The sequence below is a fragment of the Spiroplasma phoeniceum P40 genome (genome assembly GCF_003339775.1).
Taxonomy (GTDB): domain Bacteria; phylum Bacillota_I; class Bacilli_A; order Mycoplasmatales; family Mycoplasmataceae; genus Spiroplasma; species Spiroplasma phoeniceum.
Genome location: NZ_CP031088.1, coordinates 1,607,362 through 1,627,466 on the forward strand (window position 1 = coordinate 1,607,362; position 20,105 = coordinate 1,627,466).

General features: G+C 27.1%; 20 protein-coding genes and 1 pseudogene. 2 read left to right on the top strand and 19 right to left on the bottom strand.

Annotated elements, in window-relative coordinates:
• Nucleotides 1-3: 3 nt before the first annotated feature.
• From SDAV_RS09840 to SDAV_RS11545, 7 genes are all read right to left on the bottom strand, one after another.
• Nucleotides 4-339: a hypothetical protein gene (locus SDAV_RS09840; protein ID WP_114565440.1), complete on the bottom strand. Its 336-nt coding sequence runs from the start codon at nt 337-339 to the stop codon at nt 4-6.
• Nucleotides 340-532: 193 nt separating this feature from the next.
• Nucleotides 533-1,348: a hypothetical protein gene (locus SDAV_RS09845; RefSeq protein ID WP_114565441.1), complete on the bottom strand. Its 816-nt coding sequence runs from the start codon at nt 1,346-1,348 to the stop codon at nt 533-535.
• Nucleotides 1,341-1,619 (bottom strand): hypothetical protein, encoded by a 279-nt coding sequence (locus tag SDAV_RS09850; RefSeq protein WP_114565442.1) that lies wholly within the window; start codon nt 1,617-1,619, stop codon nt 1,341-1,343. Before SDAV_RS09850 ends, SDAV_RS09845 begins: the two co-directional genes overlap by 8 nt.
• Complete coding sequence (locus tag SDAV_RS14180; protein ID WP_281268802.1) at nt 1,619-1,747, bottom strand: hypothetical protein; 129 nt, start codon at nt 1,745-1,747, stop codon at nt 1,619-1,621. Before SDAV_RS14180 ends, SDAV_RS09850 begins: the two co-directional genes overlap by 1 nt.
• A gap of 33 nt (nt 1,748-1,780) precedes the next feature.
• Nucleotides 1,781-2,209, bottom strand: a complete 429-nt coding sequence (locus SDAV_RS09855; RefSeq protein WP_151202532.1) for a hypothetical protein — start codon at nt 2,207-2,209, stop codon at nt 1,781-1,783.
• Complete coding sequence (locus SDAV_RS09860) at nt 2,154-3,077, bottom strand: PBSX family phage terminase large subunit (protein ID WP_114565444.1); 924 nt, start codon at nt 3,075-3,077, stop codon at nt 2,154-2,156. The genes SDAV_RS09855 and SDAV_RS09860 overlap by 56 nt, the downstream gene beginning before the upstream one ends.
• Before the next feature lie 2 nt (nt 3,078-3,079).
• Nucleotides 3,080-3,379, bottom strand: coding sequence for a hypothetical protein (locus tag SDAV_RS11545; protein ID WP_151202533.1), 300 nt, complete (start codon nt 3,377-3,379; stop codon nt 3,080-3,082).
• Between the two features lie 411 nt (nt 3,380-3,790).
• Between SDAV_RS11545 and SDAV_RS09865 the strand changes: the two are divergent.
• A pseudogene (locus SDAV_RS09865) lies at nt 3,791-4,771 on the top strand (IS30 family transposase).
• Between the two features lie 297 nt (nt 4,772-5,068).
• Here SDAV_RS09865 and SDAV_RS09870 read toward each other — a convergent pair.
• On the bottom strand, nt 5,069-6,661 hold the full coding sequence (locus SDAV_RS09870) for a TrkH family potassium uptake protein (RefSeq protein WP_114565445.1): 1,593 nt from the start codon (nt 6,659-6,661) through the stop codon (nt 5,069-5,071).
• A gap of 103 nt (nt 6,662-6,764) precedes the next feature.
• Here SDAV_RS09870 and SDAV_RS09875 point away from each other — a divergent pair, with 103 nt between their 5' ends.
• Nucleotides 6,765-7,466, top strand: a complete 702-nt coding sequence (locus SDAV_RS09875; protein ID WP_114565446.1) for a potassium channel family protein — start codon at nt 6,765-6,767, stop codon at nt 7,464-7,466.
• Nucleotides 7,467-7,475: 9 nt separating this feature from the next.
• On the opposite strand, the gene gatB is transcribed toward SDAV_RS09875, so the two are convergent.
• The 11 genes from gatB to SDAV_RS13660 all read right to left on the bottom strand — a co-directional run bounded on the left by gatB (nt 7,476) and on the right by SDAV_RS13660 (nt 19,971).
• Nucleotides 7,476-8,918: an Asp-tRNA(Asn)/Glu-tRNA(Gln) amidotransferase subunit GatB gene (gene gatB, locus SDAV_RS09880; RefSeq protein ID WP_114565447.1), complete on the bottom strand. Its 1,443-nt coding sequence runs from the start codon at nt 8,916-8,918 to the stop codon at nt 7,476-7,478.
• Nucleotides 8,911-10,386: an amidase family protein gene (locus tag SDAV_RS09885; protein WP_114565448.1), complete on the bottom strand. Its 1,476-nt coding sequence runs from the start codon at nt 10,384-10,386 to the stop codon at nt 8,911-8,913. Before SDAV_RS09885 ends, gatB begins: the two co-directional genes overlap by 8 nt.
• A gap of 1 nt (nt 10,387) precedes the next feature.
• Nucleotides 10,388-10,681, bottom strand: a complete 294-nt coding sequence (gene gatC, locus SDAV_RS09890) for an Asp-tRNA(Asn)/Glu-tRNA(Gln) amidotransferase subunit GatC (RefSeq protein ID WP_114565449.1) — start codon at nt 10,679-10,681, stop codon at nt 10,388-10,390.
• Nucleotide 10,682: 1 nt separating this feature from the next.
• Entirely contained in the window at nt 10,683-12,686 is a 2,004-nt protein-coding gene (gene ligA / locus SDAV_RS09895) for an NAD-dependent DNA ligase LigA (RefSeq protein WP_114565450.1), read from the bottom strand.
• 11 nt (nt 12,687-12,697) lie between these two features.
• The gene (locus tag SDAV_RS09900; protein WP_114565451.1) at nt 12,698-14,323 is read right to left on the bottom strand and encodes a hypothetical protein; all 1,626 of its coding nucleotides are present in this window, start codon (nt 14,321-14,323) and stop codon (nt 12,698-12,700) included.
• Nucleotides 14,324-14,436: 113 nt separating this feature from the next.
• Nucleotides 14,437-14,919, bottom strand: coding sequence for a PTS sugar transporter subunit IIA (locus SDAV_RS09905; protein WP_114565452.1), 483 nt, complete (start codon nt 14,917-14,919; stop codon nt 14,437-14,439).
• Between the two features lie 167 nt (nt 14,920-15,086).
• Nucleotides 15,087-15,293, bottom strand: a complete 207-nt coding sequence (locus tag SDAV_RS09910) for a hypothetical protein (protein WP_245938401.1) — start codon at nt 15,291-15,293, stop codon at nt 15,087-15,089.
• A gap of 57 nt (nt 15,294-15,350) precedes the next feature.
• The gene (gene ptsP, locus SDAV_RS09915) at nt 15,351-17,084 is read right to left on the bottom strand and encodes a phosphoenolpyruvate--protein phosphotransferase (RefSeq protein ID WP_114565453.1); all 1,734 of its coding nucleotides are present in this window, start codon (nt 17,082-17,084) and stop codon (nt 15,351-15,353) included.
• A gap of 720 nt (nt 17,085-17,804) precedes the next feature.
• A complete protein-coding gene (locus SDAV_RS09920) occupies nt 17,805-18,809 on the bottom strand; it encodes an NAD(P)-dependent oxidoreductase (protein ID WP_114565454.1) in 1,005 nt (334 codons plus the stop codon).
• A 12-nt stretch (nt 18,810-18,821) separates the two neighbouring features.
• On the bottom strand, nt 18,822-19,373 hold the full coding sequence (locus SDAV_RS13655; RefSeq protein WP_245938402.1) for an AEC family transporter: 552 nt from the start codon (nt 19,371-19,373) through the stop codon (nt 18,822-18,824).
• A gap of 133 nt (nt 19,374-19,506) precedes the next feature.
• A complete protein-coding gene (locus tag SDAV_RS13660) occupies nt 19,507-19,971 on the bottom strand; it encodes an AEC family transporter (RefSeq protein ID WP_245938403.1) in 465 nt (154 codons plus the stop codon).
• Nucleotides 19,972-20,105: the final 134 nt, after the last annotated feature.

Here is a 20,105-nt window from a genome sequence, read left to right on the forward strand (position 1 = left end):
TTTTTAATTCTCCTTAATTTCTGTTCTACCTTGTACGGCATTTTGATTATTACCAGTTTCATCATATTCTAGTAATTTATTATTATGTTCTATTTCTTTTGCTTGCATTTTATCTTGTCATGCTTCTACTTTTTCAAAATATTTGGTTGCTTCTAATTCATCAATATTATCATATTCAGTTATCGCTCTTATTGGTTCCATTGTGCCATTATCTAATCTAGCAGTAATTAATTCATTTTGTCGCATTTGATCAACTAAACTAGCACTAACAAAAAAACCATAAGGTCGTTCACCAACGCCATCTCATAAACCATAATATTTTAAAACTGTATCAAACATTTTAGTATAATATTGTTTACGATATGCTTGTAAATATGCTTGTTTTTCTAAGTATTTTGTTTTTTTATTAATGATTGTGTTTTATTTTCTTCACTATCTGAGGCATCACCAAAAGGACTAGAAAAATTACATGCTATATATACTTGTTCAATAATTGCTTTTTTAAAGATTGTGATAATTGACCACCTACTGCTTATTGACCTGATTGAATAAAAATATCATCAAATACATCTTGTAGTACTTTTTTATTACCTTTGTTATAAGCAGTCATTAAATCATCATCTAATTGACCATATCAATGTGTACGATTTGATCATCGTTCTTTTGATTTAATATTAAAACTATCTTCTAAATCAAATTGTAATTTATAACAATTTGCCATAGTAGGTCATGGATTTAATGTAGTTGATGTTGATAAAAATAATGGATTAGGCTCATTAATCATTTCTCAAAAAAGCACAATACCTAATTTATTTTTAAATTCTTGTACTAAAATAGGTTTAACATCATCTTTAATTTGTGTTTTACTTTGACCAACAACTACTTCATTATTTTTAGGTCAATCTTTAATAATTATTTTATCTTTTGTACAAATTAAATTTAAAATAAAACCACTATCTGATTGATGATAATTTAATCAAATATCAGCACCTTGTTCAATTTCATTAATTTTACTTACGCGTGATGTAAAATTAAATGGATTAATTCATAAATCAATATTACCATCACTAGTTTCTAATAAACCAAAAATCGTTTTACCCATTAAACTTGCCGTTAATTCATTTTTATCTAATTTTTCTTTTATTTTATAATTTTCATATCATCAATTTAATTTTTCTAAAATATCTTTACGATGAGATTTAAATAAAATATCTTTACCATTTACTAATCGCATTTGATGGCGAGCAATAATATTTGCTAAATTAATTGTTCAATCATAATTATAATATTTTAAAACACTATTAATATTATTTAAGTTTGGTAAAGTAGGATATGTATTATTATTCATTGTTATTTTGCTCCTTTAATTTTAAAATAAGTGCATAATTAATTATATTTACTGTTAATAAATTTGGTTCATTTGCTAAAACTTGTACACATACTTTAACTTTTTTATATTTTTTAATATATTCTTTATATAAATTTAATTTACATATTGCGATATTATCTTTTTTTAATTCTTTACAAAGTCTTTTTTTAACTTTTTCGCAAACAGACATATAAGGTCTTTTTGCATTTATTACACGCTCATCATGTATTACATAAATATCTTTTTTCATTAAGTTATTCACTCCCTTTTTTGTCATAATTTATAATCTGCTGAACTATTATGTTTAACCATATTTACTAATTCAAAGTGTAAAGCATAAAAATCACTATCAAATGTATCATCATATAAATCTAACATTCGTTCTTCTCTAGCATCTGGTTTATCTTCTCATTAAATTAATTCATATTGAGTTTTACTTACAGGACATTTTTCTCATAATCATTTTAATTGATTAGTATTTATTAACATTGTAAATGCTTCAATACGATGTCTTATTTTAAATTTTTGTTTTTGTGCTGGTTTAAATATCATATATTGACCAAAATTATAATTATATTTCTCTCGGTTTAAACTTTGTAATGTTGAATAAGCACTATCATCAACATTAATTGATATACCTTGTTGTATTAAACTAAAATATTGTTTTAATTGATTGTTATAAAACTCTAAAATATCTTTAACTTGTTCTAATTCAGTTTTAAATTGTTGTGTCGCATTTGAATGTGTATATTCTGATACTTTATATGCTTTTTTATCAAATGAATTATATTCAAAAACTCGCTGCTGTTGTATGTCCTTTGGGACTAGTAGCATTCGCAATATCAACACCACCTAATAATTTAGTTGGTTGAATAATATCAGTTGCTTGCATAATATCAATATATCTTGCAAAGATTGACCCACTAGTATTACCGGGCAATCCTCAACTCCATACTCTTGCTCTTTCAATATCTAATTGTTCTAATCTTAATTGTTCATTAACTTTATCTTGTGGTAATTCATAATTTAATCTTCAACTAGAATAATGAATAATAATTTTCATATTTCATTTTTCAATATACTTAATTTGCTCATATTTACTAGGCATTATTTCTTCATTAAAAGGTAATAATTCATTACAATAACCAACAATATACCTTTTTAAACTTTCAGGATTACAAGTATTAATTGTTATTTTATTTTGATAACCACGAATAGCAAACTCTAAATCACTTAAATATTTTTGTTGAAATTGATCACATTCTTCTCTTCAATCAATTACTAATTTATATTTATTTAAATCAGCAAAAGCTTTTAATTTTTCTCTTTTTGTAGCTGAATGTAATCCTCTACACACTATTTTTGTTCCATTAGGAATAGTAAAAGAATGTGTACTTAAATTAACACTAAATGGAATATTATGCTTTTCTAATGTATTTCATATATTTTGAAAAATACTATCTCTAATATCTTTATTCATTTTCATACTAGCAAAAATAAAAATAGGTTCTTTAATTAACATTGATATTTTAATTAATTCAGCAAACATTTTTAAATTAGATAAAGTTTTACCACTATGTCGTGAACCAATTTGATTAATTTCATTAACTAACTCATATTTCTTAGCAAAGGTATATTTATTAGCAATACTACTGTTTTGTAATAACCAATAAGGAATTTCTAACAAATAAGTAAAATGATTAAGCATTATTATTTTTCCTTATCATCATTTTTAATATCTCTAATATCAGTTTGTAAATTAACTATTATTGGTTGTTGATTATTTAAGTTTAATTCTTGTTCCAATTGTTTTTCTTGCAGTGAATATTTATAATTAAATGCTCGTTGTCAATATAATTTAGCACCATCAGGTGATTTCATCATAAAATTAATTATTTCACTTTCAATTCTATCAACTTGTCGTTGTATTAAAGGTATTATCTTTTCGCTCTTGTAAGTTTCATGTCTTCATCTGCTAGAAAGGTTGATTTTATCGGTTAAATCGTTCAAAGTATAGGGAATATTTGGTTTCTTATCATTTCAAAATTCTTCAATTTTTCTTCAAATTGTTGTATAACTTGCTTTATTTGGATTAAATTTTTTTATTTTTTACTCCTTTTTGCATATTAAAATTGCTATTATTTAATGAAAATGATTAAATAAAAGAGTAATAACAAACTTATCAAGAACTAAAAAATTAGCAAAATGTATTAAAGAACTTAATATTATTTTTATTACGTTTATTTTACATCAAAATAAAAAGAAAGTAAACTTAATTACTTTCTTTTTTAATATAAACATTTTTAAGAGACAAAACTTACTACTTGTTTATATTTTAATTGTATAACTTTAAAAATAATTGTCAATATTTTTTTAAAAAATAGTGTATAAATAAATTTAAAAAGATTGGAGACAAAATATATGAAAGATTATACACATGTCAAATTTGATGAACGAATTTTATTTAAGGATTTATTACTTTCTAATGCTTGTAAAAAGAAAAATGGTACTCTTAATTTATCAGAAATAGCAAGGCAAATAAATCGCAGTGTAGATACTGTTAAAAGAGAAATTAAAAGATTTAAAAATATCGAAAATTATACACCAGTTGAAGCACAAAAAGACTATAAAAAAAGCGTAAAAAATGTATTAAAAAAATACCTGAATTTACAGAAGAGCAATTAAATTTCATTCATTTAAGATTTAATAAATATCTTGATACACCTGAGCAATTAATTTATCGTTATTTTTTAAAATTTGGGATTAAATTTCCTGCTTGTCTTAAAACATTTTATAAATGAGTTCGCTTAGGTAAATTTGGATTAAAAAAAGAAAATTTACGATATAGTGGTAAAAAATTTAAAACCAAAGGAAAAAAAAGATAATCGTGGGCAATTAAATAATTTTAAATCAATATGAGATATTGAAAATAAAAAATCTGATATTGGTTGATTCGAAATGGATACTGTTGTTGGAAAAGACCATAAATCTGCTATTTTAGTTTTAGTAGAACAATCAAGTAAAAATTATTTTGTAATAAAATTAAAAAATCATACTGATAATGAGGTTTTAATAAAATTTAAAAATATTGTTATAAATAATAATTTAATTGGGAAAATTAAAGGTGTAATAACTGACAGAGTAAAAGAATTTAGTAAATGAAGAGAAATGGAAATATTTGATGAGACACAAGTTTATTTTTGTGATCCAGCATCACCAACACAAAAACCTTTAATTGAATATATGAATAGTGAATTAAGACAGTGATTTCCTAAGGGAACTGATTTTAATAATGTTAGTCAACAAAAAATAAATTGAGTAGTTAATGTTATAAATGAAAAATTAAGGCCTATTTTGAATTGAAGAACAGCAAAAAATTTATTTTTAGAGAATTTTATATAAATTTATTTGTGTAAAATTTAATAAATGTTTTTTTAGTTTGATTAAATATGGTTAAATTAAGCTATATTTATAAAATATTTTATTTTTTTTAAAAAAGAGTTGCATTTTCTAAAAATGATGTTATTATTAATAATGACAAGAGGAAAAAATTACTGCTTGCATTTACAGGATTCAGTATTATTAATTTTTTCCATATATTAAATACTCCTTTGCTTAAAATACCTTTTTAACAATAAAAAAACACCTTAGTGGTCTTAAATGTATATGTTACATTACAAGAAGATTATTTTTTTCAACCTATCCAATTAAAATATTTTCTTCAACATAACTGTATTCTTTTTCACCACTTCCACGAATTGAAACTAATAACGTTGAAGAAACTCCTAATTGCCCAATAAACATTAATAGAATCAATATTAAAGTACTTAAAATACCAATGTTATATAGTTCGGTAAAATTTAAAGTACTTAATCCTGTTGTTCCAAATGCACTACAAATTGTAAAAAAAGTATTTAAAACATCAAGATGAGGATTTTCAGCACTAATACAGATAATGGCAATTGCAATTAAACCTCCTGAAATAACAGTAACTCCTAACGCTCGTTTTACTGTTTCATTTGGGATTTTCCGTTTAAAAGCATTAACACTATTATTATTCCTAATAATAGACCAAATTGTAATGATAATAACAGCTAAGGTTGTTGTTCGAATCCCCCCTGCGGTAGAAGAAGGCGCTGATCCAATAAACATCATAATTGACATCACTATTCGTGATCCTGGTAAAAAGTTACTCATTTCAACTGTTGAATAACCTGCATTTCTGGTTGACATTGTATTAAAGAAAATATTCATAAAACCATTTCAATTTGATTTTGAATTTCGTAAAATACTTTCCATATGCTGAGCAGTTTCAGCATGGATTGTATTAATATTCGTAAATTCAATTAATCAAACACTAAAAACACCAATAATTGATAAACCAATATAAGTAATTAAATTAATTTTAGTAAATAAGGTAAATTTAACATGTTCTTTTCGTCGTCATCCTACAAATTTTCGTTTTAAATCGTAAAAAGTTGGAAAACCTAAACCACCAATAATAAATTGGAATAAAAACACAAATTGAATAAAATAATTAGTATTATAAGGGATTAATGATGAATTACCAATAATATCAAACCCAGCATTATTAATTGATGAAATTGAGTGGAAAACACCGCTTCATAAACTTCGTCAAAAATTATGATAAGTAACATTATCAATCATGAATTTTCCTTCTACTGATAAAGGTGAAAAATAAAAATTACAAAATAATAAAATTGCCCCAAAACATTCCAAAATAATTAAAAAAATAAAACTATTTTTAATTAAATCCATTGTATGCCCAAAGTTACTACTTCCTCGTTCACCTTGCACTAGCATTTTATCCTTAATTGAAATTCGACGCCCTAATCATACAAAAATCATAATTTTAAAAGTAGCAATTCCAAAACCACCTGTTTGAATTAAAATTAAAATTACCAATTGTCCCCAAAAAGTATAATCCGCTGCAGGATTACTAATTGTAATTCCATTATCAGAAAAAGCACTAGCAGCAGTAAATAAACCAATTAAATAATTTCACGCAAAAGTAACTGAAGGGTTTAAAATTTTACCTTTTCCATCAAGAATCATCCGTTCTCCGCCATGAACAAAACCTGGAATTGATAACAGTAGTCCGCCTAAAAAAACAATTAAAATATAAACTAAAAATAATTTTCCCGATATTTTTGAGAAGGGTAACCAATAACGACGCCGTGTTAATGGTGCAGTTGTGTCATTATTACGTTGTTGTTTATTATCATTTTTTCTTTTAAAAATATTTTTGAAATATAATTGAAAAAAAACCATTTGTGTCCCTCTTTCATTAATATTATTATATACTACAAGTTAGTAATTATTGCTAATAATAAAAAAAATAGTATAATTAAAAGTGCAATAAGGGGGGGGAGGAATGGCAAGAAGAAAAAGTTTTGCAATTATTGGACTAAATAATTTTGGACGTTCAATAATTGAAACACTAATTGCGCGAAAACAACACATTATGGTCTTTGATATTGACCAAACTAAGGTTAATAATATGATTGCTAGTTATAAACAGGTTGATGGCGTAGCATTAGACGCAACAGTTAAAACAAATCTAATTGAGCAAGGACTAGACGAGTATGATACTGTCATTATCACAATCGCAAGTAATATTGAAGCTAGTATTTTAACAATTATTGGATTACAAGACCTTGGAATTACTAATATTATTGCGAAAGTAAAAGATATCCGTCATGCACGAATTCTAAAAGCATTAGGAATTAATAATATTATCCAACCCGATACAATGGCCGGAAGTATTACGGCAACTAAAGCAATGTTTGATATTGACATTGAAATGCAAACTGTTGATGAAAATTATGCATCATTAATTATTCAGGTGACTGATCCAAATATTGAAGGACAAACATTATCAGAATTACGTTTTATTAATAATAAAGATTATAATATTGTTTATGTTAAACGTAAAGGCCGTGTTATTTTACCCGGAGATGTTGAAACAATTAAATTAGATGATGAATTATTATTTATTGCTAAAATTAGTGCAATTAATGATTTAACAATTAAATTACAAAAAATTGATCAAGAATATGAAAAAGATGGTAAGTAACCATCTTTTTTATTTCCCTTGTTTCGCTGTAATTAATTCAATAACTACTTGTTGGCCAATTTCTGGGGCAACTTGTCCTTTTGTTAATTTCATTAATTCACCCATAAAAAACTTAATTACTCGTTCTGGCCGTTGCTCATATTGTTCTAGCATTGCTATATTAGCATTAAAAACTGGCTCAATAATTGTTTTAATTTCAACTGGGTCACTAATTTGTTTTAATCCTAATTCAGCAACAATTTTCGTTGGAGCACAATCTTCATTTAAAATTCGTTGTAACACTGTTTTGGCTTGTTTATTTGAAATTATATTTTGATTAATTAACATAATCATTTCAACTAAATTTTGTGGTGTTAATGCTGTTTCACTTATTGTTAATCCTTTTTGATTTAAATAAGCACTAATATCACCAATTAAATAATGAGCAATCATTTCATAATGTGGTGATAACTTAATTGCTGATTCAAAAAAATTCATTAAGGTATAATCTTGTAAAATAATTTCAATATCAGCTGGTTTTAAATTTAATTTTGATAAATAACGTTTACGTTTGACATCTGGTAATTCTGGCATATTTTTAAGAACTTTTGTCATTCAATTTGGATCTAATTTAATTGGAAAAATATTTGGTTCAGAAAAATATTTATAATCAATAGCATCATTTTTATGACGCATTAAAACCGTTGTTTTTGTTTTTTCATCAAATCGGCGTGTTTCTTGTTCAATTCTTTTTCCCATTAATAAAAGTTCACTTTGTCTTGTAATTTCATATTCAATTGCCTTTTCAACATTTGCAATTGAATTAAGATTTTTTAATTCAACCTTATCACCAAATGTTTTCACACCAATTGGACGTAACGAAATGTTAACATCGCATCGTAATGAACCCTCATTCATTTTAGCATTACTAACTTTTGTATAAACTAAAATTTCACATAAAGCTTCTAAATATTGACGAACTTGAAACGCTGACCGTAATACAGGGCGAGTTACAATTTCAATTAAACCAATTCCAGCACGATTATAATCTAATAACGTTTGGTCTTCTTCATGCAACTGTTTAGCAGTATCTTCTTCAATATGCAGACGTTCAATTTCTACTTTAAAAGGTTTATTATTCTCATCAATAATCGTTAAATATCCATTTTGACCAATTGGATAATATTGCTGAGTAATTTGAAAACCTTTTGCTAAATCAGGGTAATAATAATTTTTACGATCAAATTGAATGACTGGATCAATTGTCAAATTAAGTGCTTGGCAAGCAATTAACGCTAACTCAACTCCCTTTTTATTAACTGTTGGCATTACTCCTGGATACCCAACATCCATTGGATTAACCGTACTATTGGGTTTAGCCCCATAACTCACTGCGCCAGAAGAAAACATTTTTGTCTTTGTTTTTAATTCAACGTGATTTTCAATTCCAATTACTACATCAAAATTAATCATGATTGTTTCCCCTTTCTGGTGCCACTTTATTTTTAATTCCAACAATCTCTTCAATTAATAAACTAGCATTAAAGACCTTTTGGTCAGCAAAAGGAGCAGCATTAACATTTATTCCAATTGGCATTTTATCAACAAAAGCAAGTGGAACAGTTAATGATGGATTACCCATTAAATTACCTAATACTAATAAATCATCAACATAATTTTCTAGTTCTGCCTCTGTTAAAATTTGATCTTTAATAGTAGTAATTTTTGGAGCAATCGTTGATGCAGCTGGTAATAATAAAAAGTCATATTTTGCAAAAACAGTAGTTAAAGCATTGACAATTAAACGTCGTACTCGTTTTGCTTTTAAAAATAATAATGTTTGGTTATTTTTTGTTAAAGTGTATGAACCAATAACATAACGACGTTTAACAACATGACCAAAACCATTAGTTCGTGAATTCATCATTACTTCTTGATAAGTGTCCCCATCAACTCGTTTTCCATAATTAATTCCATCCAACATTGAATGACTACTTACTGCTTCGGCAAAAGAAATCACCATATAAACTGGCATTAATGCTTTTAGTAAATATTCTGGAAAATCAATTGCTGTAACACTAATCCCGCGGGCTGTTAATTCATCATATAAATGATCAAAATGAATTCTAATTTCATCTGGAAGAATCGCATGCGCATTTTTTAAATAAGCAAATTTTTGTTTTTTGATTTTTTCTGATGATAAATTTTTAAAATAACCTTGTTCCTTACTCTTTAATGAGGTTGCATCCTTGTGATCTTCTTGTGCTAAATAATCAAAAACAATTGCACTGTCTTCAACAGTTCGAGTAAAATATCCAACCGTATCTAATGATGGCGCATAAGGAAAAACACCATACCGTGAAATTAAACCATAAGTTGGTTTAAAACCAACAACACCACAATAACCTGCTGGTTTTCGTACTGAATCACCTGTATCTGTTCCTAATGCAAATGGAACAACACCAGCTACAACTAAAGCTGCTGAGCCAGATGATGAGCCACCAGTAATCCGCCTTAAATCTCAAGGGTTTAAAACATCTCCTGTTAAGGCATATAAACCATGCCCACCCATTCCTAACTCATCCAAAGCTGATTTTCCTAATAAAATACTATTGTTTTCTTTCAAAATATTAGTTACTGTTGATTCATAATTTGGAATAAAATTTTCTAAAATTTTTGAACTCGCCGTTGTCTTAATTCCTTTTGTTGCAAAATTATCTTTTGCAAAATATGGTAAGGCAAATAAATAATTATTTTTAGGAACAACAAGGTGGTCTAATTTAGCTGCCAAAGCTGTGGCTTCTGTTTTTAATTCTGTCACTGTTGCATTTAAAACCTGATATTTGTCTAAATTAGTAAAAGCATCCTTAACTATTTGCGATGGAGTAATTTTTTTAGCAACTAAAAGATGATGTAATTCTTTGATTGAATAAGATGCCATTCTATTTAACCACCTTATTAATTACAATATAATCATCTATTTTTTTTGGTGCTGCCGCTAAAATTTCAGCTTGCGGAGCAACATCAATCTCATCATCCTCACGCAAATAGTCAACTGTTAAATCAAATGGAAAATGCATTGAATGAACATTAGTTGTATCAATTTTTTGTACTAAATCCATTTGTTTTAAAATAACATCAAATTCTTGACTTAAATTAGTTAGTTCCTTATCTTGTAAATCTAGCATAATATCATGTGCTAACATTTGTAACACTTCTTTTGTAATTCGTGCCATCTTATCCCTCCTTATTTAATAATTGTTGAAATTCTTCTTCATTAATAATTTTAACATTTAATTTTTGTGCTTTTACTAATTTATTACCAGCATCAGCCCCTGCCAGTAAATAGGTGGTTTTTGCACTAACACTTTCAGAAATTTGCCCACCATAACTTTCAATTAACTCTTTAAAATATTCTCGTGGTTTTGATAAAACTCCGGTAATCACAAACCGATAATTTTCAAACTTCTGTGCTAAATGCTGATTAGTAGCATAATACTCCATTTTAACCCCTTTTTGGCGTAGTAAGGCAAGTTCTTGTTGATTAGCTGGAATTGCAAAATAATCAACAACACTAGCTGCTACAATTGGACCAATATCATTAATAATTGATAATTGTTCAATATTCATGGCGGCTAAATTAGCAATTGTTTTAAATTGTCGTGCTAATAATTTTGCTGTTTTTTGACCAACATGTCGAATTCCTAATGCAAACAATAATCGCTCTAAGGAATTATTTTTTGAATTATTAATTGAAGCAATCATATTTTCAAATGATTTTTCACCAAAATTTTCTAATTCAATAATTTCCGCTCGGTATTGCTCTAATTGATATAAATCACTAAAACTTTTTAAATATCCTAATTTAAATAATCGTTCAATAATTTTTTCACTAATTCCTTCAATATTCATCGCATTTCGTGAACAATAATGTTCTAACCCCCGAGTAATTTTTTTAGGACAAACAGAATTAATACAATACTGGTCAACCTCACCTTCAACACGTTCTAATAAAGAATTACATTCTGGACAATGCGTTGCCTCATGTCATTTTTGAGCATTTTTTTGGCGACAAGATACAACATAATTAATCAGTTCCGGAATAATATCCCCCGCTTTTTTAACTTGAACATTATCACCAATCCGAATATCACGCTCAGTAATAAAATCAGCATTATGTAATGTTGCTGCTCGTACAATTGTTCCTGCAATACGAACTGGTTCAAGAACAGCATTATAAGTAATCCGCCCTGTTCTTCCAACAGAAGGAAAAATATTAAGCAATTTTGTAATCACAACTTCTGCTTGAAATTTATAAGCTATTGCTCATTTTGGATTTTTAGCATTATAACCTATGCGATTATATAAATTTAAGTTATTAACTTTAATCACAATTCCATCAATTTCATAACCTAATTGATGACGTTTTTGTTCATACTCTTGAATATATTCTCACACTGCCGCAATATTTGAACAATAACGATACTCAGGATTTGTTTTAAATTTTAATTGTTCTAATCTTTGTAACGCTTCATACTGTGATTGAATTCCATGCTGCAAAGCATTAACATAATAATATAAAAATGCATTTAACTTTCGTTTTGCAACAATTGTTGAATCTAATTGCCGTAAAGTTCCTGCTGCTGCATTTCGAGGATTAGCAAATTCAGATTCGCCATTTTTTGCACGTTCCTCATTTATCTTCTTAAATTCTTCAACTGATAAATAAACTTCACCCCGAACAGTTAAAGTTGGTTGGACAATTCGAAGCGGAATTGATTTAATTTGTTTAATATTAATAGTAACATCTTCACCAGTAAGACCATCTCCACGAGTTGCCCCCATCACTAAAAGATGATTATCATAAACTAATGAAATTGATAATCCATCAATTTTTAATTCACAAGTATATTCAACCTCTGGCAAACCAGTCAATTCTTTAATTTGTTCATCAAAATGAATTAAATCATCATAATTAAATGCGTTTCCCAAACTTAACATTGGACTTGTATGAACATATTTATTAAACTTTTCGCTAACTTGACCAGAAACACGTTGCGTTGGAGAATCAATTGTAATTAATTCACTATATCGTTGTTCAATTGCAATTAATTCTTGCATTGCTCGATCATATTCTTGATCACTGACACTAGGGTTATCATTCACATAATATTCATAATTTCATTGTTCTAACTGTTCTTTTAATACTAAACTACGTTTTTTTGCTTGTTCAAAAGTCATAATATTCTCCTTTATTTTATTATTTTTAGGTTCTTTTTATGATGCGGGGAAATTGGTGGTTTTTTAAAATGCCATTTTTTAAACGGTTTAATTTTCAATGCATAAACACTAATATTTAAGGCAACTAATAACGCAACAATAAAAACCGTAGCATTGTTTAACAAAGCCTGTTCATTAAAAATTAAAATTAAAAAACGCCCAACTAACGGATTAAAGAAAGTTACTGTTAAAATTGATAGCATATTAATTGGAGTTTTTGCAACAAAATTCGGAATTCGTTCAAAAAGGAATAATCAAATTAAAGCTAAACCTAAAAAGACAAAAGAAATAATTAAAAAGACAATATTTGTTCATGGTTTTCAACTCCCTAATTCTAACTGCACATATAAGGCTGATGCAATTGTTTCTAATGTTCAAAAATTTAAGTTATTTTCCCCCATTGCTAAAACAATGACTACTGAAATTAGAGTAAAAATAATTGGTACAACAAATAATAATTTTTTTTGCCCTAGGTACATCATTATTTCAATATCATGTACTCGTGAATAATTGCGATATAACAAAAATGATAAAATTATCATTAACAAAAATAATCCTAAAAAAATAAAAATTAGTAAAATATTTTTTATTTGTGCGTTGTAAAAGATAAAACATAATGTTGAAAATAAAGTAAACTTAACCATATCTTTTAAGAAATTAGTTTTATATTTTAACATACTAATTCATGTTGAAACATAAATAATAAATAACATAATATACGATGCATCTCATTCAAAGGTAATATAACTTGCAAAAATAATACCAATAATTCAAGGAATATTACCACTGCGGTATTCTTCATTTGTGTAAATTGTCATTAAAATAAAAGTGACAAAAAATAAACCAGTTAACATATTCTGTTGATGCCATGAATCATATCCAAAATAATAAATTAATAATTTTGAAGCAGATAAAACAAGGAGTGATAAAGTACCAATTAAAAAACGATTACTTTTTTTATTAGCAAAATTACTCAATAATGTTACAAAAATTGAAGCAAATAGCATTGCATCTAAAATATTTAATAAATTTCAAATAATATCACTTGGATCAATTCCAGTCATTACAAATCAAACTGAAACATTTGTAAACCAAGATAATGTTGCTAAAGCTTGAGCATTAGCAATCGTAACATTTGGATTTAATTTAAAAATAATATTATTATCAACTGAAGCAAAAAAATAAAAACTTAAAACATAACTATTAGTAATGTTTGAACCTGAAGGAGCAATAAAATAATTTTTAGCATAATATAATGCCATAAAAACACCAAATGCAACAAAAAAAATGGCGTGATTTCAATCTCATAAATTAATATTAAATCAATAACGAATAAATAATAACAAAAATAATGAATATAAAATATTAATTGATAATAATGAATAAACTAAAATAATATAACGTAAATTAGGAATAAATTCTAATGGAATTAGCAAAAAAGAAATAACAGCAAAATAAAAGAAAAAACCCATAATCATACCAAAATAAATATTTTTAGTTCGAATTTTTAAAAATTCGGCTAAAATTGCCCCTGTTGAAGAAAAGACTCAGTAATAATATAAGAAAAAAACAATCGCAATTAAAACTATTTTTACCATTTGACCTTTTTCCTTTCTTAACAATTATAGCAAAAACACTCTAGAATATACTTTATAAACAAAAATAAAAGTGATTTCCATTTTATAAATCACTTATTAGTTAAAATTATTTCCTATTTAATAACAGCAATAATTTCTCCTTGTTTAACATTACCTGTTTTAATAATATTAATTGTCTTACCGCTCATTGTTTCTGGTGTAAAAACAATTGGCGTATCTAAACTTGGTACATTTTCAGCTTTTAAAACTGCTAAATCAACATTACATAATAAATCCCCTTGTTTAACATTATCATCTTGTTTTACTTGAATATCGAATCCTTTTCCATTTAATGAAACTGTATCCATTCCGATGTGTAATAACATTTTAACACCATTATTACTTTTGATTCCATAAGCATGACCTGTCGGAAAAACGGTAATTAATTTCCCAGCAATTGGAGCAATAAAATTACCAGCACTTGGTTTAATTGCTAAACCCTCACCTAACATTTTTTGTGAAAATACTTCATCTTCAACTTTATCTAAAGCAATAACTTCACCATCTACAGGGGCAATTATTTCAAGTTCTTTTGGTTTTTTACTAAATAATCCCATCTTTTCTTCTCCTTTTTTCATTAAGCAGACAACTTTGTCATCTACCTTTAGTATACTATAAAATTATTAAATTTATGTGCTATTTTTAAAACAATGGGAAACCAACTAGTTGTTTGACTAAAACCAAAATAGAACCAATTAAGCAAAAGAAACATAATAAAAATAAATTAAATACTTATTTTTTGAAAAGAAACCCGAATTGTTACCTTATGCTTAACCGCAAAATTATAATTTTTAGCATTATGGCGTGTTTTATACCATTGTCTTCAATATCAAAATCCACTAATAATTGATAATGCCGTAAAAATAACAACAAAAGCAATTAAAACTGGTAATGGAAGGTCAATTATTGCATACGTATTTAGATTTATCATTTAAACCACCTATTTTAATAGAAAAATAACACTATATAGTGTTATTTTATCAAAATTTTAGACTTCTAAAGCATTTTTTGTTCTTTTTTCAACTAAAGCCAAAACTTCATCACCTGTTTGGCATTCTAATGCTTCTGTTACTAATTTTTCCATTGCCGAAACTTCTAATTTGCTAATAATACGACGCGCATTTAAAATACTTGTGGCAGACATTGAAAAGTAATCTAATTTCATTCCCATTAAAAGCGGAATTGCTTGTTCCTCTCCAGCCATTTCACCACACATTCCAACCCATTTTCCTTCTTTATGGGCACCATCAATAATTGTTTTAATTAAACGTAAAACAGATGGATTATATGGTTGGTATAAATATGCCACAAATTGGCTCATTCGATCAGCTGCCATTGTATATTGAATTAAATCATTAGTTCCAATTGAAAAGAAATCAGCGTGTTTTGCAAACTGATCAGCTAACATTGCTGCTGCTGGAATTTCCATCATCATTCCAATTTCAATATTGTCTGCAACTTTATGTCCTTCTTTAAGTAAAATTGCTTTTTCTTCTAAGGTAATTTTTTTTGCAGTTTTAAATTCATCAACTGTCGCAATCATTGGAAACATAATACCAACTTTCCCATGCACACTAGCACGTAATAAAGCACGTAATTGTGTTCGAAAAACATCTGTTTTATCTAAACAAAGGCGAATCGCACGATATCCTAAAAATGGGTTCATTTCTTCTGGAAATTTAAAATATGATAATTTTTTATCACCACCAATATCCAATGTTCGAATAATCACTGGGCGCCCTTGCATTCCTTCCAAAACACCTTTATAAGCTTCATATTGCTCATCTTCAGTTGGGAAATGGTCATTATACATATATAAGAACTCACTTCTAAATAATCCAATTCCTTTCCCACCATTATCCAAAACACCTTGAACATCTTTTGGTGCTCCAATATTTCCTTCTAAAACAAATTTTTGATATCCATCTTTTGAAACTGTTGGTTTATCTTTAAATGCCAATAGTTCTTTTTGCAATTGTAAAAATTTTTCTTTTTCTGTTGTCCAAGTTTTAATCTCCACCGATGTTGGATTTAAGATAACTTCTCCTGTTGTTCCATTAATCATAATTATTTCATGATGGTTTGCTTGTTTTGTAATATCTTTTAATCCTAAGACAGCTGGAATTTCTAGACTACGGGCCATAATTGCAGCATGACTAGTACGCCCCCCCCTATCACAACTAAATCCTTTCACAAATTTAGGATTTAACTGCGCTGTTTGTGAAGGTGTTAAATCTTCAGCAACAATAATAACTTCTTCACTAATAGTTGCTAAATCTAAGACCGGAACATTTAAAATATACTTAATTAAACGATCAGTTACATCTTTAACATCAGATGCACGCTCTTTAAAATATGGATCATCCATACTTGCAAACATTGTAATAAACTTTTGAGCAACAGTATGAATTGCATATGCTGCATTATTTTTATTACTCTTAACGATATTTTTTGCTTCATCAATCATTGCTGGATCAAGCAAAATTTCCTTATGTGCTTCAAAAATTGCTGCTTTTTCCGCTCCTAATTTGTCTAAGGCAATCTTTTGTAGTTTTTCAATATCTGTGTTTGCCTTTTGCATTGCTGCTTCTAGTATTTTAATTTCTTTTGCCGAATCAGAAACCGTATTATTCGAAATTTCATATTTTGGTTCTTCTAATTTAAAAACTTTGGCAATTGCAATTCCATTACTGGCACCTATCCCGTGCAGTTTTTTTGACATAATAAAAAATCCTCACTTCTCTTTCTACTAAAACTATTTTTATTATATACCGAAAACTGGAAAATTGTTGCATTTTAACTAGACTTTTTGTTATAAGACATTATTTTCTGTAAAAAACAATAAATTTAAGTAACTATTTTATTTTTTTATTTTATAAAATTAAAAAACATTATTATACTCGTGGAAGATTATATAAACGAGTTTGCCTAATTCCGTTAATAAAAATCCTATATCAATAAAATCGAATTAATAAAGTACCTTGTTTAAAATTTAAATTTTTTATTGTATTAATTCTCATTCGTTGAATTTTTTTAATACTATAAATAGCAAACCAAGTTGAATTACAAACAAAAGCATAATCTGGAATTAATTCACTTAAATCAATTTTTTGCTCAATGCTTGATATTTTTTTCTACACGAAAAATAAATAACTTATTGTTATTATTATTTAATTTTCATTGTTTATAAAAATATTTAAATTTAAACTGACATTTATAACAAATCATTTGCTGTCCATTTTTTTGCATGACAAAACATACCTAGCTTTTCTTTTTGTCACCCCACAAGTGTTATTAATTAATATAAAATAAAAAATAAATAGAAATCACAGTTTTTTACTAAGTAAATTATATAATAATTTTATTTATTTTATTATTTTTTATTAAAAGTTATTTTAAATAATAAAAAGTAGAGTAAAACTCTACTTTCTAAAAATTTGTTTTATATTTTATTTTTTGACTCACCATTTGTTAAAATTTCTTTTAAATTTTCATATGTTGTTTCAATCATATTTTTGACAGCTTCATCAGTATAAGAACCTATATGTGGTGTAATAATTACTCATGGATATAAGGTAAGTAATTTATTTGTAAGATTATCTGGTGTTTTATTTTCATTAAAATCTTGGAAAAAAACATCACCTTCATTTTCTAATACATCTAATCCTACACCTTTTAAATGATTTGACTTAACAGCTTCATAAACTGCTTCACTATCCATTAGTTGACCACGCGCTGCATTAATTAACACTGCCCACGGTTTCATTTGTGCTAGAAATTCTTTATTAACAAAATGATGATTTTGGTCTTTAATATATGGACAATGTAATGAAAATAAGTCTGATTCTTTAAGCAAAGTATTTAAATCAGTATATGTTAAAACTGCTTGCACACTATCATTTTCATAAATATCATATCCTAATACTTTAGCTTCCATTCCATACCAAGCCTTTGCTGCTTCACATCCAATCCGACCAGTTCCAATAATTCCAATTGTTGAATTACGAATTTCTTTTGCAAACATAAAATCATCAACCTTAAAATTTGTTTGACGTTCATTATTAGCCATATAAAATAAATTACGTAAAAAAGCATTTCCCATTGGTACCGCTAATTCGCTAACTGCATTAGGAGAATATCCTGGTACATAAGCCATTTTAAAACCTAATTCGTGTGCTTTTGTTAAATCAATATGGTTATAACCAACTGTTCTTGTTAATAAATATTTAATCCCATATTCTTGCATTTTTAATAAATTTTCTTCATAACAATCACAATTTACACGAACCATCACTGCTTGATGTCCTTTAACTGTTGCAATATTATCTTTTGTTAAATATTCTTCATTTAAAGTTAAATCATAACCATATTTTTCATTTAGTTTTTCAAAAAATAGTCGTTCGGTTTTCCGAACGCCATAACAAACCATTTTAATTTTTATATTCATTGTTATTTTCTCCTAATATGTAAATAATGTAGTTGCCCCAATTGCTGTCGTAATAATTACTCAGAATGGTAACAAAATAATTGAAAATAAAGTTGAAACTAATGTTAAATTACTTGATAACATTGGTTGTTTTTTATATCCTATTGAATATGCAACAATAACAGACGCTGGTGGTTCTGCCAACATAATGACAATAACAGTCAAGCCAACTGAATCTAATTTTCATACTTTTGTTTCTTTTCCAATCACAGCAAAAATAATTGCTAAAACTAATCCAATAATTGGTGCTAGTATAACTTTCATAATCATTCCATATAAGACTTTTTTATCTTGCATTGCTTCACGCAATTTCCCTTTTGCTAAAGTCATTCCAATTGCTAATCATGCTAATGGTGTACATAATCCTTCCAATGTTTTTGTTATTTTAAATAATGGTGGAAAAGTATTATCTAATCGTAATGGTGAAAATAATCGACCACTACCAATTTTATTTTGATCAGGAACAATTTCAATTCCTGGAATTAATTGTGTTACTCAAAATATAAATCCAATAAATTGTTGCAATTAAAATTGGATTAACAAAAATTTGTTTTAAATTTGCCTTCACAGTTGCCATTTTTTTAGATCTTATTTCGGCTCTTACTTGTGCATAACCCGTAGGATCTATTTTTACATCGACAATTGTTTCTGCTGTTGTTTAAACTGCTGATGCTAATTGTCCTTGCACTGGTTTACTCATAACAATAAATCCTAATGAATATAAAAATACTCGATAAGGAATATTAAAGATATTAGCTGGTAATGTTGTTTGTCCGGCGGCAAATAAAGCTGTAACAACTGGAATTCCGAAGAAAGTAGTTGATGCAAAAACTGTACACATTGCTAACGTATCACGAACATCTTGCTCATATTTAATATAAAAATATTTTGCTACAATTCCTAAAATAATATAAAATAAAAATCCGACTAATAAAATTGCTGCTTGTGTTTTAACTTGTTCAACTGTTGTATCAGCCATAAAACCATCAAATGCTAAACATGGTAAAGCAACAACCATGACAATTTTAATTAAGACAGCTTCTCAATCTTTTTTAAAGGTTCCACGTTTTGTTAAAAACCAACCTAAAAAATTACAAACATGGTTGCAATAATTGCACTTCAAAAACCCCACGCTTTTAAAGTATCAAGTACTGCTGTACCAACATTCGCTTGTAAATATAAATACATTCTATTTTTTCCTTTCATAGTTTTAAATAATATCTAGATGTACTTTTTGTACTATTAATATTATAATCA